Annotated in this window: 15 protein-coding genes; 10 read left to right on the top strand and 5 right to left on the bottom strand. The window is 62.7% G+C overall.

The genetic code is table 11. The features are described 5' to 3' along the window. Positions 1–7: 7 nt before the first annotated feature. The 3 genes from GJ698_RS13260 to GJ698_RS13250 all read right to left on the bottom strand — a co-directional run bounded on the left by GJ698_RS13260 (position 8) and on the right by GJ698_RS13250 (position 2,926). The gene (locus tag GJ698_RS13260) at positions 8–259 is read right to left on the bottom strand and encodes a hypothetical protein (protein ID WP_154358090.1); all 252 of its coding nucleotides are present in this window, start codon (positions 257–259) and stop codon (positions 8–10) included. Next, a complete protein-coding gene (locus tag GJ698_RS13255; protein WP_154358089.1) occupies positions 256–2,070 on the bottom strand; it encodes an aminopeptidase P family protein in 1,815 nt (604 codons plus the stop codon). The genes GJ698_RS13260 and GJ698_RS13255 overlap by 4 nt, the downstream gene beginning before the upstream one ends. A gap of 82 nt (positions 2,071–2,152) precedes the next feature. Next, on the bottom strand, positions 2,153–2,926 hold the full coding sequence (locus GJ698_RS13250; protein ID WP_154358088.1) for an SDR family oxidoreductase: 774 nt from the start codon (positions 2,924–2,926) through the stop codon (positions 2,153–2,155). Between the two features lie 76 nt (positions 2,927–3,002). Here GJ698_RS13250 and GJ698_RS13245 point away from each other — a divergent pair, with 76 nt between their 5' ends. Further along, complete coding sequence (locus GJ698_RS13245; protein WP_371865291.1) at positions 3,003–3,944, top strand: LysR family transcriptional regulator; 942 nt, start codon at positions 3,003–3,005, stop codon at positions 3,942–3,944. Between the two features lie 25 nt (positions 3,945–3,969). Here GJ698_RS13245 and GJ698_RS13240 read toward each other — a convergent pair whose 3' ends face one another. Continuing rightward, positions 3,970–4,659 (bottom strand): Crp/Fnr family transcriptional regulator, encoded by a 690-nt coding sequence (locus GJ698_RS13240; protein WP_154358087.1) that lies wholly within the window; start codon positions 4,657–4,659, stop codon positions 3,970–3,972. Positions 4,660–4,769: 110 nt separating this feature from the next. On the opposite strand from GJ698_RS13240, the gene GJ698_RS13235 reads away from it, so the two are divergent. Genes GJ698_RS13235 through GJ698_RS13195 form a run of 9 tightly spaced genes read left to right on the top strand, consistent with a single transcriptional unit; the run spans position 4,770 to position 13,877 of the window. Continuing rightward, positions 4,770–6,716 (top strand): AMP-binding protein, encoded by a 1,947-nt coding sequence (locus GJ698_RS13235; protein ID WP_154358157.1) that lies wholly within the window; start codon positions 4,770–4,772, stop codon positions 6,714–6,716. An 18-nt stretch (positions 6,717–6,734) separates the two neighbouring features. Beyond that, positions 6,735–7,559 carry an ABC transporter ATP-binding protein gene (locus GJ698_RS13230; RefSeq protein ID WP_154358086.1) on the top strand — a complete coding sequence of 275 codons (825 nt, stop codon included), beginning with the start codon at positions 6,735–6,737 and terminating at the stop codon, positions 7,557–7,559. Further along, positions 7,559–8,455: a branched-chain amino acid ABC transporter permease gene (locus GJ698_RS13225; RefSeq protein ID WP_208023817.1), complete on the top strand. Its 897-nt coding sequence runs from the start codon at positions 7,559–7,561 to the stop codon at positions 8,453–8,455. The genes GJ698_RS13230 and GJ698_RS13225 overlap by 1 nt, the downstream gene beginning before the upstream one ends. Before the next feature lie 3 nt (positions 8,456–8,458). Next, the gene (locus GJ698_RS13220) at positions 8,459–9,517 is read left to right on the top strand and encodes a branched-chain amino acid ABC transporter permease (RefSeq protein WP_154358084.1); all 1,059 of its coding nucleotides are present in this window, start codon (positions 8,459–8,461) and stop codon (positions 9,515–9,517) included. 21 nt (positions 9,518–9,538) lie between these two features. Then, positions 9,539–10,843, top strand: a complete 1,305-nt coding sequence (locus GJ698_RS13215; protein ID WP_154358083.1) for an ABC transporter substrate-binding protein — start codon at positions 9,539–9,541, stop codon at positions 10,841–10,843. Continuing rightward, positions 10,843–11,646, top strand: coding sequence for an ABC transporter ATP-binding protein (locus tag GJ698_RS13210; protein WP_154358156.1), 804 nt, complete (start codon positions 10,843–10,845; stop codon positions 11,644–11,646). Before GJ698_RS13215 ends, GJ698_RS13210 begins: the two co-directional genes overlap by 1 nt. Before the next feature lie 8 nt (positions 11,647–11,654). Further along, on the top strand, positions 11,655–12,005 hold the full coding sequence (locus tag GJ698_RS13205; protein WP_154358082.1) for an MmcQ/YjbR family DNA-binding protein: 351 nt from the start codon (positions 11,655–11,657) through the stop codon (positions 12,003–12,005). 2 nt (positions 12,006–12,007) lie between these two features. Then, positions 12,008–13,261, top strand: a complete 1,254-nt coding sequence (locus GJ698_RS13200) for a phenylacetate--CoA ligase family protein (protein WP_154358081.1) — start codon at positions 12,008–12,010, stop codon at positions 13,259–13,261. 46 nt (positions 13,262–13,307) lie between these two features. Beyond that, positions 13,308–13,877, top strand: a complete 570-nt coding sequence (locus GJ698_RS13195) for a hypoxanthine-guanine phosphoribosyltransferase (protein WP_154358080.1) — start codon at positions 13,308–13,310, stop codon at positions 13,875–13,877. Here GJ698_RS13195 and GJ698_RS13190 read toward each other — a convergent pair. Further along, the gene (locus GJ698_RS13190; RefSeq protein WP_154358079.1) at positions 13,861–14,841 is read right to left on the bottom strand and encodes a zinc-dependent alcohol dehydrogenase family protein; all 981 of its coding nucleotides are present in this window, start codon (positions 14,839–14,841) and stop codon (positions 13,861–13,863) included. The genes GJ698_RS13195 and GJ698_RS13190 overlap by 17 nt on opposite strands. Positions 14,842–14,874 lie beyond the last annotated feature (33 nt).

Here is a 14,874-nt window from a genome sequence, read left to right as displayed (position 1 = left end):
AAGTGCCTTATTTTTTAACCAGCTGTTTTTCGAAGGCGATATCCAGTTTGCTCACGCGCTTGGGCGCGAGCGGGGCGATGCTGTTGACGAAGGCGACGAAGTCGTCCAGCTCCATCGGCGCGCACAGCGGCGGATTGCCAGCGCCTTCAGCCAGGAAGAAGTGGCCGCTGCCGGTCACCGACATCGAGTATTTTTCGTTGCCGGTGCGGCGTTTCAGGCGGTCTATCGCTGATGTGGCTCGGGTTGCGCGTCCGCTCATAAGGTCTCCGTACGGGTGGTCAGCCAATCCAGCGCGTCGCCGGACAGCAGTGGCGACAGGCGCTTGCGCACCGTCGCGTGGTAATCGTTCAGCCAGCGCTTTTCATCGTCGCGCAGCAGCGTGGGTTCGATGCAGCGCGTGTCGATGGGGCACAGCGTCAGCGTTTCGAAGTTGAGGAACTCGCCGAACTCGGTCTGGCCGGCGGCGCGGTTCAGCACCAGGTTTTCGATGCGGATGCCCCAGCGGCCCGGCCGGTACAGGCCCGGTTCGATCGACGTGATCATGCCCGGCTCCATGGCGGTGTGCGGCTCCGGCATGGCCGACGGCGAAATCGACTGCGGGCCTTCGTGCACGTTCAGGAAGTAGCCGACGCCGTGACCGGTGCCGTGGCCAAAGTCCAGGCCCTCGGCCCACAGCGGCGCGCGGGCGATGGCGTCCAGCATCGGCGATTTCGTCCCGCGCGGGAAGCGGGTGGCGGACAAGGCGATCATCCCCTTCAGCACCAGCGTGAAATCGCGCCGGTGCTCGTCGCCGATGCGGCCGACCGCCACCACGCGCGTGATGTCGGTGGTGCCGCCCAGGTACTGGCCGCCGGAGTCGATCAGCAGCAGGCCGTTACCTTCGATGGTGGCGTGGCGCGCCTCGGTGGCGCGGTAATGCATGATGGCGCCGTTGGCGCCGAAGCCGGCGATGGTGGCGAAGCTCGGGCTGATGAAGCCGGGGCGGCGCGCGCGGGCGGCGGTCAGGTGCCTGTCGATGTCGACTTCGGTCAGCGGATCGCGGTCCGGGTTGGACAGGGTCTGTTCCAGCCAGGTGAAGAATTCGCACAGCGCGGCGCCGTCCTGCTCCATGGTGGCGCGCACGTGAATGGCGTCCTGTTCGCTCTTGCGCGATTTGGCCAGCGTGGTCGGATTGATCGCTTCGACCACTTTGACCTTGGCCGGTATCCACTGGCGCGTGCCGTAGGTGACGCGGCGCGGATCGAGCAGCAGCGTGCTGTCGGCCGGCAGCGCGGCCAGCGCCGCGGCGGCCGATTCGTAAGGCGCGACCTCGATGCCTTCGTCGGCCAGCGCGGAGCGCAGTTCAGGCGAAATTTTGCCATCGGCGACGTACAGCGTGGCGCGGGTCGGCGTGACCAGCGCGTGCGACAGGAAAATCGGGTTGAAGTTGACGTCGGCGCCGCGCAAGTTGAACAAATAGGCGATATCGTCCAGCGTCGAGATCAAATGGCGGTTGGCGCCGGCCTGCTGCATCGCGCCGCGCAGGTCGGCCAGCTTGCCGCTGCGGCTTTTCGACGCGTACGGCGGCAGATGCTCGTACACCGGCGCGGCCGGCAGCGCCGGGCGGCCTTGCCACACCTGCTGCAGCAGATCGAGATCGGTGCGCAGCTTGACGTCCTTGGCGTCCAGCGCGGTTTGCAGCAGGCGCGCGATGGCCAGGCCTAGCACGGCGCCGTCGACGGCCAGGGTCTGACCGGATTTCAGGTGGCCGGCCAGCCAGTCCACATATTGGACGCTGGCGCCCGAGGTCAGTTTCATCAGCTGGATGCCGGTTTCGGCCAGCTGCTGCTCGGCCTGAGTCCAGTAGCGGGCGTCGGTCCACAGGCCGGCGAATTCCGGCGTAACGATGAAGGTGCCGACCGAGCCGGTGAAACCCGTGGCCCATTCGCGGCCCTGCCAGCGCTCCGGCAGGTATTCGGACAGGTGCGGATCGGCCGACGGAATCATCAGCGCGTCGATGTTCAGCTGACGCATGGCGGCCCGCAACAACGCGAGGCGCTCGGCGACTTGGGAAGGGTCTGGAGTATGCATGGCAGGGTTCAAATTCCGTGCGCCGCTACTGCGGCATAGCTTGTCGCTATGATACTCCGAATGCCTTCCCTCCGGCGGGCGCTCAGGCCACAGGAATAGTGCCGCCGTCGATGACGTATTCCTGGCCGGTAAGGCCGGCCGCCAGCGGCGAGGCCAGGAAGGCGATCAACCCGGCCACTTCGCGCGGCTGGGCCGGACGGCCGAGCGGAACGCCGCCCAGCGCCTGCATCACGCCCTGGCGCGCGGCTTCATAGCCGGTGCCGGCCTTGGCGGCCAAATCGTTGACGAAAGCCGTGGCGGCATCGGTCTCGATCCAGCCCGGCGACACGCGCAACACCCGTACGCCCTTGGGGCTGACTTCTTTCGACAGGCTTTTGCTGTAGGTGGACAGCGCCGCCTTGGCCGCCGCGTAAGCGGTAGTCGACTCCGGCAGCGGGAGCCGGCTCTGGATCGAGGTGACGTGGATAATCACGCCGTTGCCCTGCTCCAGCATGGCTGGCAGCAGCGCCCGGTCCAGGCGGACGGATGGCATCAGGTTGAAATCCAGCGCCTGCGCCCATTCTTCATCGTCCAGCACGGCAAAACCGCCAACCGGCGCCTTGGAGCCGCCCGCCACGTGGACGATCAGGTCGACGCCGCCCAACTGCTCCTGTACCGCCTGCGCGACGGCGGCGCAGCCCTGCGCCGTGCTCAGGTCGGACGCAATAAAGATGACGCCCGGCGGCAGCTGATCGCCGGGGCTGCGGGCGGTGGTCAGCACGCGGGCGCCTTCGGCGTGCATCAGCGCCACCACCTCCCGACCTACGCCTTTGGTGCCGCCCGTGACCAGTACCCGTTGGTTTTGCAAAGAAAACATGATGTCCTCCGTGGATTGAAACGGCCATCTTAGGCGGGACGATTGTGATCTTAAAGAGCGTCAGCTGATATGCTCTGTGAACTATAAGTTCACAATCAATATCATGAAGACAGCTTCCCTCGACGGCGTCCGCACCTTTTTGGCGGTGGCCGAGCAGCGCAGTTTCAGCGCTGCTGCCGCAAAAACAGGCATCACCACCACGGCCGCCAGCAAGGCCATCAAGATGCTGGAACAGCGTCACGGCGTGGTTTTGTTCAAACGCACAACGCGCAGCGTGGCGCTGACAGAGGCAGGCGCAGCCTTATATGCGCAACTGCGTTCGGCAACGTCGCAAATAGACGACGCTTTTTCCGCCTTGAATGCCTACCGCGACAAACCAATAGGCACGCTGCGTTTAACCGTACCGCGCAATCTGGGCCGACTGGTTTTAAAAACGCTGGTTCCGCAATTTCACCGTGTATATCCGGAGATAACATTGGATATATCGCTGGATGACGGCGCTATTGATTTAATCGCGGGCGGCTTCGATGCCGGCATACGGCTGGGACAGGCTGTCGCCCAGGATATGGTCATGGTGCAGCTGACGCCGGAACTGGAATGGTGCGTCGTAGGCTCGGCCGATTATTTTACAGAATATGGCCACCCGGAGACGCCGGAAGAGTTAATTACACGACAAACGATCCGTTATCGATTTACCGGTTCGGGTGCTTTACATCGCTGGCGCTTTTCGCGCAATGGCCAGGATTTCGAAGTAGAGACTGGCGGTGGATTAATCGCCAACGATACGGCTTTAATCGCCGAATTTTGCCGCCAATCACAAGGACTGGCTTATCTGCCTGAAATGGAAATCACCGCCGATCTGGCGACAGGACATCTGCATAAAACGCTGGCGTCATTTATTCCGCCAACGTCCGGACTATATCTCTACTTCCCTGCGCGCACCCAGCAGCAGGCCAAGCTGAGAGCCTTCATCGACCTTGCACGTGCCGGAAATTGGCGAGTATATGCCAATTATTAGCATACTCTGGCGAAAAAAAAGCCTGCTAAGCCTCATAACGCCGTAATCCTTCCAGGTCGAAGATGCGAATACCGCCGTAATCTAGACTGAGCAGTCCTTGCTTTTCCAGCAGTTGCAAAGCCTGATTCGCGCGCTGACGGGAGGCTCCGGATAATAATCCCAACTCCTCCTGCGATATAAGTACGCTTTTCTCCAGGCTGGGATATAAATGCGAATGGTATAAAGACGCCAGGCAGCGTGCCACCCGCGTATCCGGATTCAATAAACGATCGTTTTCGACCATGCCGATAAACTGTCCGAGACGTTCGTTTAATTGCATCAGCAGGAAACGGCTAAAAGGCAGGCTATTATCCAATAGCCACATAAATGTCGCGACCGGCATGCGTGCGATACGGCTGTCGCGCAACGCCATGGCGTCATATTTCAGTGTTTCGTTTTTTAACACCGTGCCTTCGCCAAACCAGCCGCCGGTCGGCACGCCGGTAAATGTCACGCTTTTGCCACTGGAAGAGAAATTATTCATCTTCACCATGCCATCGATAATGCCCAGCCAATTCTCGACCATTTCTCCCTTGCGGCAGACATAACCGCCTTTGGGCACAAAGGTTTCAAACGTGTCGGCCTCGACGCGCGCCATTTGTTCCGGCGTCAGGTCTTTCGCCCAGATCGCGGAGCGCAATGCTTCCCTCAAAGTAATTTGATCTCGATCAGACATTTTTGCGATGCACCATAGAAAAGTCCGTGAATTGTCGTCGAAAAGACAACCTGCCTCCTCGCGGCAGGCTAATATCATCACACAAAAAAACAAAACAGCAACAGGAGACACTGGTGCAAAACGAACACGAGACCTTTCCTCGGCGACTGCTCGCGCACGGCCAGATCCGGCCCGGCAAACCCGCGTTCCGCGAAAAGTACCTGGGCATCTGGCAGACCTGGAACTGGGCCGAGGTCAACGACGAAGTGCGCGCCCTCGCCTGCGGCCTGGCGGCGCTCGGCTTCGAACGGGGCATGAACCTGGCCATCATCGGCGACAACCGCCCGCGCCTGTACTGGTCGATGCTGGCCGCCCAATGCCTGGGCGGCGTGCCGGTGCCGCTGTACCAGGATGCGCCAGCCGCCGACATGGCCTACGTGCTGGAAAACGCCGAAATCCAGTATGCCATCGTTGAAGACCAGGAACAGGTCGACAAGTTACTGGAATTGCAATCCCAATACCTGCACATCCGCCACATCGCCTATGACGACGAGCGCGGCATGCGTCACTACCGGCAGCAAGGCCTGCTGTCCTTCGCCCGGCTGCAGGAACTGGGCCGCGCCTGGGACAAGGCGCATCCCGGCTTTTTCGAAGCCAACGTGGCCGAAGGCCGGGGCAGCGACAACGCCATCATCCTCTACACCTCGGGCACCACCGGCAAGCCCAAGGGCGTGTGCCAGACCCACGCCGCGCTGACGGCGGCCGGCACGGGCGGCGTCGGCTTCGAACGCCTCACCGATCAGGAAGACATCCTGTCCTACCTGCCGATGGCGTGGGTGGGCGACTGCCTGTTCTCCTTCGCGCAGGCGATGACGGCCGGTTTCACCGTCAACTGCCCCGAATCCGGCGAGACCGTGATGACCGACATGCGTGAAATCGGCCCTACTTATTACTTCGCCCCGCCGCGCGTGTTCGAGAACATGCTGACCACCGTGATGATACGGATGGAGGACGCCAGCGCCATCAAGCGCCGCATGTTCCACTACTTTATGAGCGTGGCGCGCCGCTGCGGTGCTCAAATTTTAGACAACAAGCCGGTGCCGCTGAGCGACCGCCTGCGCTACGCGCTGGGCAAGGCGCTGGTCTATGGCCCGCTGAAGAATGTGCTGGGCATGTCGCGCATCCGCGTCGCCTACACGGCCGGCGCTGCGATCGGACCGGATCTGTTTCGCTTCTATCGCTCCATCGGCGTGAATCTGAAGCAGTTCTACGGCTCCACCGAAACCTGCGCCTATATCTGTCTGCAACCGGATGGCCAGATCAAGTTCGACAGCGTCGGCCTGCCGGCGCCCGGCGTCGAGGTCAAGCTGGCCGACAACGGCGAAGTGCTGGTGAAGTCGCCCACCCTGATGGCCTGCTACTACAAGCGTCCCGACGCCACCAGCGAAGCAATCGATGCGCAAGGCTACTTCCACACCGGCGACGCCGGCCTGTTCGACAGCGACGGCCACTTGAAGATCATCGACCGCGCCGCCGATGTCGGCCGCATGAACAGCGGCGCCATCTTCGCGCCCAACTACGTCGAGAACAAACTCAAGTTTTTCCCCTTCATCAAGGAGGCGGTGGTGTTCGGCGACCGGTGCGACGCGGTGTGCGCCTTCATCAATATCGATATGGAGGCTGTGGGTAACTGGGCGGAACGCCGCAGCATCGCCTATTCCGGCTACACCGACCTGGCCGCGCATCCCGCCGTGTATGGGCTGGTGAAGGACTGCATCGAACAGGTCAACGCCGACCTGGCCGCGGAAGCCGCGATGAGCGACACGCAGATCCACCGCTACCTGGTGCTGCACAAGGAGCTGGACCCGGACGACGATGAGCTGACCCGCACGCGCAAGGTGCGCCGCAAATTCGTCGCCGAGAAGTATGCGGTACTGATCGATGCGCTCTACGGCGGCAAGGCCGCGCAGCACATTGAAACGCTGGTGAAGTTTGAAGACGGCCGCACCGGCATGGTGGCGGCGGACCTGAAGATCGAATCCTGCAAGACCTATCCTGCCCTGCGGGCGGCGGCATAACAGAGGCGGGAGGTGCACATGCAAATGAACGAACCAGAGGCGCATTTCGGCACCACGCCGGCGCAGCGCGAAACGGGACCGGTGATCCTCGACCTGAAAAACATCTCGCTGTCGTTCGGCGGTGTGAAGGCGCTGACCGACATTTCCTTTGACGTGCGCCAGCATGAGATCCGCGCCATCATCGGCCCGAACGGCGCCGGCAAAAGCTCGATGCTCAACGTGATCAACGGCGTGTATCGCCCGCAGCAGGGGGAAATCGTCTATCGCGGCGAAGTGCGCAGGAATATGGACTGCCACGCCGCCGCCAAATCCGGCATCGCCCGTACCTTCCAGAATATCGCGCTGTTCAAGGGCATGACGGTCCTCGACAACATCATGACCGGCCGTAACCTCAAGATGAAATCCAATTTCCTGATGCAGGCGCTGTATTGGGGACCGGCGCGGCGCGAGGAAATCGCCCACCGCATCAAGGCCGAAGAGATCATCGATTTTTTAGAGATTCAAGCCATCCGCAAGACGCCGGTGGGCCGCCTGCCCTACGGCCTGCAAAAGCGCGTGGAACTGGGCCGCGCATTGGCCGCCGAGCCGGAGATTCTGCTGCTGGACGAACCCATGGCCGGCATGAATGTCGAGGAAAAGCAGGACATGTGCCGCTTCATCCTCGACGTCAACGATCAATTCGGCACCACCATCGTGCTGATCGAACATGATATGGGCGTGGTGATGGATATCTCGGACCGCGTGGTGGTGCTCGACTACGGCAAGAAAATCGGCGACGGCACGCCGGACGAGGTGCGCGGCAACCAGGATGTGATCAACGCTTACCTTGGGGTGGGATGCTGATGAACTTCTTTTTCGAGGTGTTGATTGGCGGCCTGCTGTCGGGCGTGATGTATGCGCTGGTGGCGATCGGCTTTGTGCTGATTTATAAGGCATCCGGCGTGTTCAACTTCGCGCAGGGCGCGATGGTGTACTTCGCCGCGCTGACCTGCGTGGGCGTGATGGACAAGCTGGGCGCCTCGCTGTGGATAGCGCTGCCGATCACCGTGGCGGTGATGATACTGCTCGGCCTCGCGATCGAACGCGTGGTGCTGCGGCCCCTGGTCAACCAGCCGGAAATCACGCTGTTCATGGCGACCATCGGCCTGGCGTTCTTCATCGAAGGCCTGGCGCAGCTGGTGTTCGGCGCGCAGGTACGCAAGCTGGAGCTGCCGATAGAAGACGTGCCGTCGCAGTACCTGATGGACAACTACAACATCCTGGTCTCGCAGTTCGACATCATGGCCGCCGCCGTGTGCGGGCTGCTGGTGACCACGCTGGCCCTGCTGTTCTCGAAAACCAAAGTGGGCCGCGCGCTGCGCGCCGTCGCCGACGATCACCAGGCAGCGCTGGCGGTCGGCATCCCGCTGCAACGCATCTGGGCCGTGCTGTGGGCAGTGGCGGGACTGGTGGCGCTGGTGGCAGGCATGCTGTGGGGCGCGCGCAATGGCGTGCAGTTCGCGCTGACGTTTGTGGCGCTGAAGGCGCTGCCGGTGCTGATCCTTGGCGGCTTCACCTCGATGCCGGGCGCGATTGTCGGCGGGCTGATTATCGGCGCTTCCGAAAAACTGGCCGAGGTCTACATCGGACCGATAGTCGGCGGCGGCATCGAGGGCTGGTTCCCTTACGTGCTGGCCTTGCTGTTCCTGCTGGTGCGGCCCGAAGGGCTGTTCGGCGAAAAAATCATCCGGAGAATCTGAGCCATGCTCTATCGCGAAGCAGGACAGTTCAAGACCAGCTACCAGGCCGACGGCCAGATCTTCCCTATTCTGCAGGACCGCATTGCGCTGCTGGCGCTGATGGCGGTGGCGATTGTCGCCGTGCCGCTGCTTGCGTCGCCCTATGCGCTGTCGGCGATCCTGATACCGTTTCTGATTTTCTCGCTGGCCGCGATCGGCCTGAATATCCTGACCGGCTACGCGGGCCAGCTGTCGCTCGGCACGGCGGCCTTCATGGCGGTGGGCGCCTTCGCTTCGTATAACTTCATCCTGCGCATTCCCGGCCTGCCGGTGCTGCTGGCGTTTGTGCTGGGCGGCTTGAGCGCGGCGCTGGTCGGCATCGCCTTCGGGCTGCCGTCGCTGCGGATTCGTGGTTTCTACCTGGCCGCCGCCACGCTGGCCACGCAGTTCTTCGTGGTCTGGTGCCTGACCAAGATTCCTTACCTGACCAACTACAGCTCTTCCGGCGTCATCACCGCGCAACCCATCGTCATCCTCGGCTATGTCTTCGATACGCCGGCCAGCAAATACCTGCTGGTGCTGGCCGTGGTGGCGGTGATGGCGCTGCTGGCCAAGAACATGATCCGCTCCAACGTCGGCCGCTCGTGGATGGCGGTGCGCGACATGGATGTGGCGGCCGAAGTGATCGGCTTCCGCCTGATGCGCACCAAGCTGCTGGCGTTTGCCGTCAGCTCGTTCTACTGCGGCGTGGCCGGCGCGCTGTATGCGTATGCCTATCTCGGCACGGTGGAGCCGGAAGCCTACAACCTCGATCTGTCGTTCCGCATCCTGTTCATGATTATCATCGGCGGCGTCGGTTCGGTGCTTGGCTCCTTCCTCGGCGCGGCCTTCATCGTGCTGCTGCCGGTGCTGCTGAACATTGTGGCGCACAGCCTTGCGCTGCCGACCAGCGTTGCTTCCAACCTGGAGCTGATGGTGTTTGGTGCGCTGATTATCTTCTTCTTGATCGTCGAGCCGCACGGCTTGGCGCGTTTGTGGCAAATAGGTAAAGAGAAATTGCGTCTGTGGCCGTTCCCTCACTAAAAAAATACAGGAGACAAGTCTATGAAACGCTTTGCATCCCTCGTCGCAGTGCTGTTACTGGCCGCCAGCGGCGCGGCCATCGCGCAGCCTGCGGAACAGTATATCGCCCTGCCCTCGTATCGCGTCGGCCCTTATGCGGCGGGCGGTTCCGGCTTTTATGGCGGGATTATCGACTACTTCAACCTCGTGAATCTGTCCGGCGGCGTGAACGGCGTGAAGATTTCATGGGAAGAGTGCGAGACGGAATACAACCCGTCGCGCGGCGTGGAGTGCTATGAGCGGCTGAAAACCAAGAACGGCGGCGCGACGCTGGTCGAACCGCTGTCCACCGGCGTGGCCTACGGCATTCTGGATCGCCTGGCCGTCGACAAAATCCCGATGACGATGATCGGCTACGGCCGTTCGGATGCCGCCAACGGCAAGGTCTTCCCCTATGTCTTCCCGCTGATTACCAGTTACTGGAACCAGGCCGCCGCGATGATCAAGTACCTCGGCGACAAGGAGGGCGGCATGGCCAGGCTCAAAGGGAAGAAGATCGTGCATCTGTATCACGACTCGGCGTTCGGCAAGGAACCCTTGCCGGTGCTGGAGGCGCTGTCGAAACAATATGGCTTTGAACTGATCAAGATCCCCGTCACGCCTCCGGGCAGCGAGCAGCAGTCGCAGTGGCTGCAGATCCGCCAGGCCAAGCCGGATCATGTGATCCTGTGGGGCTGGGGATCGATGAACGCGGTCGCCATCAAGACCGCGCAGCGCAACGGCTTCCCGCGCGAAAAAATCCTCGGCGTGTGGTGGGCCGGTTCGGAAGAAGATACCGTACCTACAGGCGATGCTGCCAAGGGTTACAGCGCCATGACCTTCAACACGCCCGGCAATTATCCTGTGCTGGATGAGATCCGCAAAAAACTCTACGACGCCGGCAAGGGCAATATGGCCGACGCATCGCGCATCGGCAGCGTGTACCACATGCGCGGCGTGAGCGCGGCGATCCTGTGGGTGGAGGCGATCCGCACCGCGCAGGAGAAATTCGGCAAGGGCAAGCGCATCACCGGCGAGCAAATGCGCTGGGGCCTGGAGAACCTGAATGTGGACGAGGCGCGGCAGAAAGCCATCGGCGCCTTCGGCATGCTGCCGGTGGTGAAGACCAGCTGCGACGATCATGAAGGCTCCGGCGCGGTCAAGGTGCAGCAGTGGGACGGCAAGAAGTGGAATGCCGTCACGCCCAACTGGATCGTGGGCGACAAGGCGCTGACCCGCCAGCTGCTGGAGGAAAGCTCCGCAGCCTATGCGGCCGAGAAGAAAATCACGCCGGCCTGCGCGAAATGATGACGCCGTATCTGTCTGTGAATAACGTGGAAGTTATCTACGACCACGTCATCCTCGTGCTGAAAGGCGTGTCGCTGCAGGTCCCGCAAGGGAAGATCGTCGCGCTGCTGGGCGCCAACGGCGCCGGCAAGTCGACCACGCTGAAGACCATCTCCACGCTGCTGCGCGGCGAGCGTGGCGACGTGACCAAGGGCGACGTCCAGTTCAAGGGCGAACGCATCGACCAGCTGACGCCGAATGAACTGGTCAAGCGCGGCCTGTCGCAGGTGATGGAAGGCCGCCACTGCTTCGGCCACCTGACCATCGAAGAAAACCTGCTGACGGGCGCCTACACGCGCAACGCCTCCCGTTCGGAACTGAAGGCATCGCTGGAAAAGGTCTATCACTACTTCCCGCGACTGCGCGAGCGGCGCGGCAGCCAGGCCGGCTACACCTCCGGCGGCGAACAGCAGATGTGCGCCATCGGCCGCGCGCTGATGGCCAGGCCGTCGATGATTTTGCTGGACGAACCGTCGATGGGCATCGCACCGCAAATCGTTGAAGAAATCTTCGGCATCGTCAAGGACTTGAACAGCAAGGAAAACGTCTCCTTCCTGCTGGCCGAACAGAACACCAGCATCGCCTTGCGCTATGCGGACTTCGGCTACATCCTGGAAAACGGCCGCGTGGTGATGGAAGGCGCGGCGGCCGACTTGTCCTGCAACGAAGACGTCAAGGAGTTCTACCTCGGCGTCTCCGGCGCCGGCCGCAAGAGCTTCCGCGACATGAAATTTTACAGGCGCCGCAAGCGCTGGCTGGCATAAGGAATCCAATGAATCTCACCAAGGCCATGGCCTACTGCCGCAAACTGCCCGGCGCAACGGAAGACATCAAATGGGAAACCAACCTGGTGTTTTCGGTCGGCGAAAAAATGTTCGCCGTCACCGGCGCGGACGGCAGCAAGCGTGGCATCAGCTTCAAGGTCGATGACGACCGCTTCCTGGAACTGACGGACCGTCCCGGCATCATTCCCGCGCCCTACCTGGCGCGCGCCCGCTGGGTCTACATCGAAGATCCGAAAGCGGTCAGCGATGCGGAAGCGGCCGAACTGCTGCAACGCTCCTACGAACTGGTGTTCGCCAAACTGACCAAGAAGCTGCAACGCGAAATACAAGGACTCTGAACATGGCCGATACCCTGGACAGCCTGGAATCCCGCCCGCCCGATCAACGTGAACGCGAACTGATGGCGCGCCTGCCGCAACTGGTGGCGCGCGCCAAGGCGGCGGCCGGATGGTCGCGCATCCTCAAGGACGTCAACGCGGCGGATATCGGCAGCCGCGCCGCACTGGCCACGCTGCCGGTCACGCGCAAGTCCGACCTGCACGACCTGCAAACGCGGCAGGCGCCGTTCGGCGGCTTGAACACCACGCCGGTGGGGCAGCTGGCGCGGGTCTACATGTCGCCCGGTCCCATCTTCGATCCGGAAGGACGCGGCCAGGACTGGTGGCGTTTCGCACGGCCCATGTACGCGGCCGGTGTGCGTGCCGGCGGCTTGCTGCAAAACTGTTTCGCCTACCATTTCACGCCGGCGGCTTTCATGGTCGAAGGCGGCGCCGCGCGCATCGGCTGCGCGGTGATCCCGGCCGGCAGCGGCCAGACCGAGATGCAGGTTCAGGCCATCCAGGCGCTGCGGCCGGATACCTACGTCGGCACGCCATCGTTTTTAAAGATCATCATCGAGAAGGCGCAGCAGATGGGCGCCGACATCAGCAGCATCAGGCATGCGCTGGTCAGCGCCGAGGCGCTGCCTGAATCGCTGCGCACCTGGTTCGGCGAGCATGGCTTGCCGGGTGTGCTGCAGGTCTACGCCTCCGCCGACATCGGCAACATCGCCTACGAAACGCGCAGCGGCGGCGTACGCGATCCCGGCATGGTGCTGGATGAAGACGTGATCCTGGAAATCGTCCGCCCCGGCAGCGGCGAGCCCGTACCTGCGGGCGAAGTGGGCGAAGTGGTGGTCACCGTGTTCAATCCCGACTACCCGCTGATCCGCTTCGCCACCGGCGACCTGTCGGCGATCCTGACCGACGCCGCGCCCTCGCCCTGCGGCCGCACCAACACCCGCATCAAGGGCTGGCTGGGACGCGCCGACCAGACCACCAAGGTGCGCGGCATGTTCGTCCATCCATCGCAGGTGCATGACGTCACGCGCCGTCATCCGGAAATTGTGAAGGCGCGCCTGGTGGTGTCAGGACGCGTGGCGCAGGACATGATGACGCTGCATTGCGAGGTCGCCGATCCCGCCAGCGCCAGCAGCGTGGACATCGTTGAATCGATCCGCAAGCTGACCAAGCTGCGCGGCGAGGTGCAGTTTGTCGCCATCGGCAGCCTGCCCAACGACGGCAAGGTGATCGCGGATGTGCGTGATTACGACTAATTGAGGGATAATATCGTCCTTCACGTTTTGGTTTAACAAAAATATCATGCAAGACTTCCACCACAACCGCGCCCGCGCGCTGATGCAGAGCGCCGAAGAACTGTACACCAAGCAGGACGTCGACAACGCCGTCACCGCGATGGCCGACACCCTCAACGCCCGCTACGACCGGCCGGACAGCGAGGAATTCCCGCTGGTGCTGGGCGTGATGGGCGGCGCCGTGGTCTTCACCGGCAACCTGCTGCCGCAGCTGACCTTCCCGCTGGAATTCGATTACATCCACGTCAGCCGCTACGGCGACGAGGACAGGGGCGGCGAAGTGGTATGGAAAGTGGTGCCGCGTTCGAACGTCAGCGGCCGCACCGTGATCGTGCTGGATGATATTCTGGACGAAGGCGAAACGCTGGCCCACGTCAAACAGCGCCTGCTGGACATGGGCGCCAAGGAAGTGATCCTGGCGGTGTTTGCCGACAAGGCGATCGGCAAGGCCAAGCCGGTGCAGGCCGACATTGTCGGCATCACCATCCCGAACCGCTTCGTGGTCGGCTTCGGCATGGATGCCTACGGCTACTGGCGCAACCTGCCGGGCCTGTGGGCGATTAACACCGAGGGTTGAGCACCACTTTGCCGTAAGGGCTGGACGCAATCCGGTCCAGCGCCGCATCCACGTCATCGTGCACGCTGTCGATGTGCGGCCGCAGTCCGTGCTCCGCCATGAAGCGGTTCATGCGCTCGAACATGGCGCGTGAGCCGGTTTCCACACCGCGCACGTTGAGGTTCTTGTTCATCACCGTGTAGATGTCGAGCGGATTGGTCTGCTGCTGCACCACGCCGATGATGGCGACCGTGCCTTCATACGCGGCGGCGCGCGCGGAGCGGCGCAGCGAATCGTCCAGTCCCATGTCCAGCACCAGCCGCGCGCCATGGCCGCCGGTCAGCGCCAGCACTTGCTGATCCCACTCCGGCGTCGTTTCGGTATTGATGGCGGCCCAGGCGCCCGTGCGTTCCAGCTTGTCCCGCGAACGCGAGACGACAATCACGCGCGCGCCCAGCGCCTGCGCGAACTGCATCGCAAACACCGCGACCCCGCCGGTGGTTTGCACCACCACCGTGTCACCCGCGCCGACCACGCCCAGTTCCGCCACCGCATGCCATGCGGTCAGCGCGGCGACCGGCAAGGTGGCGGCTTCGATATCGCTCAGGTGCGGCGGCGCGGCCACCACATCGTTTTCACCGGCGTCGAAGTACTCGGCCAATACCGCAGTGGAGCGCGCCATGCCGTGCGCGCTCAACGGACCGTCGATCCAGTTGGGCAGCACGGTCGAGCACACGCGGTCGCCGACCTTGAAGCGCGTCACCTCGCTGCCCACCTCCACCACCACGCCGGCGGCGTCGGTCATCGGAACCTGGTCCACCGCCGGCGCGCGGTAGCGGTTGCCCCGGATGACATAGACATCGCGAAAATTCACGCCGACGGCGCGCACGGCGACGCGCACGCCATCGGATGGCAACGGCGCCGCCGCGGTCTGTACCCGGCGCAAGCCGCCCTGGCCGTCGGTGCGGTAAGTGGTGTAATCCATCACGTCTCCTTGAAAATTCCAGTATCGACCTGC

Source organism: Duganella aquatilis, from assembly GCF_009674565.1.
Lineage (GTDB): Bacteria > Pseudomonadota > Gammaproteobacteria > Burkholderiales > Burkholderiaceae_D > Rugamonas > Rugamonas aquatilis.
The sequence above is the reverse complement of the archived record's forward strand: the minus strand, read 5'-3'. Positions and strand labels throughout refer to the sequence as shown.

Excerpts from the sequence above, each read along its gene's own strand:
- GJ698_RS13250 (WP_154358088.1), bottom strand. The coding sequence starts at position 2,926 with ATGTTTTCTTTGCAAAACCAACGGGTACTGGTCACGGGCGGCACCAAA.
- GJ698_RS13240 (WP_154358087.1), bottom strand. The coding sequence starts at position 4,659 with ATGTCTGATCGAGATCAAATTACTTTGAGGGAAGCATTGCGCTCCGCG.
- GJ698_RS13225 (WP_208023817.1), top strand. The coding sequence starts at position 7,559 with ATGAACTTCTTTTTCGAGGTGTTGATTGGCGGCCTGCTGTCGGGCGTG.
- GJ698_RS13210 (WP_154358156.1), top strand. The coding sequence starts at position 10,843 with ATGACGCCGTATCTGTCTGTGAATAACGTGGAAGTTATCTACGACCAC.
- GJ698_RS13230 (WP_154358086.1), top strand. The coding sequence starts at position 6,735 with ATGCAAATGAACGAACCAGAGGCGCATTTCGGCACCACGCCGGCGCAG.
- GJ698_RS13190 (WP_154358079.1), bottom strand. The coding sequence starts at position 14,841 with ATGGATTACACCACTTACCGCACCGACGGCCAGGGCGGCTTGCGCCGG.
- GJ698_RS13215 (WP_154358083.1), top strand. The coding sequence starts at position 9,539 with ATGAAACGCTTTGCATCCCTCGTCGCAGTGCTGTTACTGGCCGCCAGC.
- GJ698_RS13255 (WP_154358089.1), bottom strand. The coding sequence starts at position 2,070 with ATGCATACTCCAGACCCTTCCCAAGTCGCCGAGCGCCTCGCGTTGTTG.
- GJ698_RS13200 (WP_154358081.1), top strand. The coding sequence starts at position 12,008 with ATGGCCGATACCCTGGACAGCCTGGAATCCCGCCCGCCCGATCAACGT.
- GJ698_RS13195 (WP_154358080.1), top strand. The coding sequence starts at position 13,308 with ATGCAAGACTTCCACCACAACCGCGCCCGCGCGCTGATGCAGAGCGCC.
- GJ698_RS13220 (WP_154358084.1), top strand. The coding sequence starts at position 8,459 with ATGCTCTATCGCGAAGCAGGACAGTTCAAGACCAGCTACCAGGCCGAC.
- GJ698_RS13205 (WP_154358082.1), top strand. The coding sequence starts at position 11,655 with ATGAATCTCACCAAGGCCATGGCCTACTGCCGCAAACTGCCCGGCGCA.
- GJ698_RS13260 (WP_154358090.1), bottom strand. The coding sequence starts at position 259 with ATGAGCGGACGCGCAACCCGAGCCACATCAGCGATAGACCGCCTGAAA.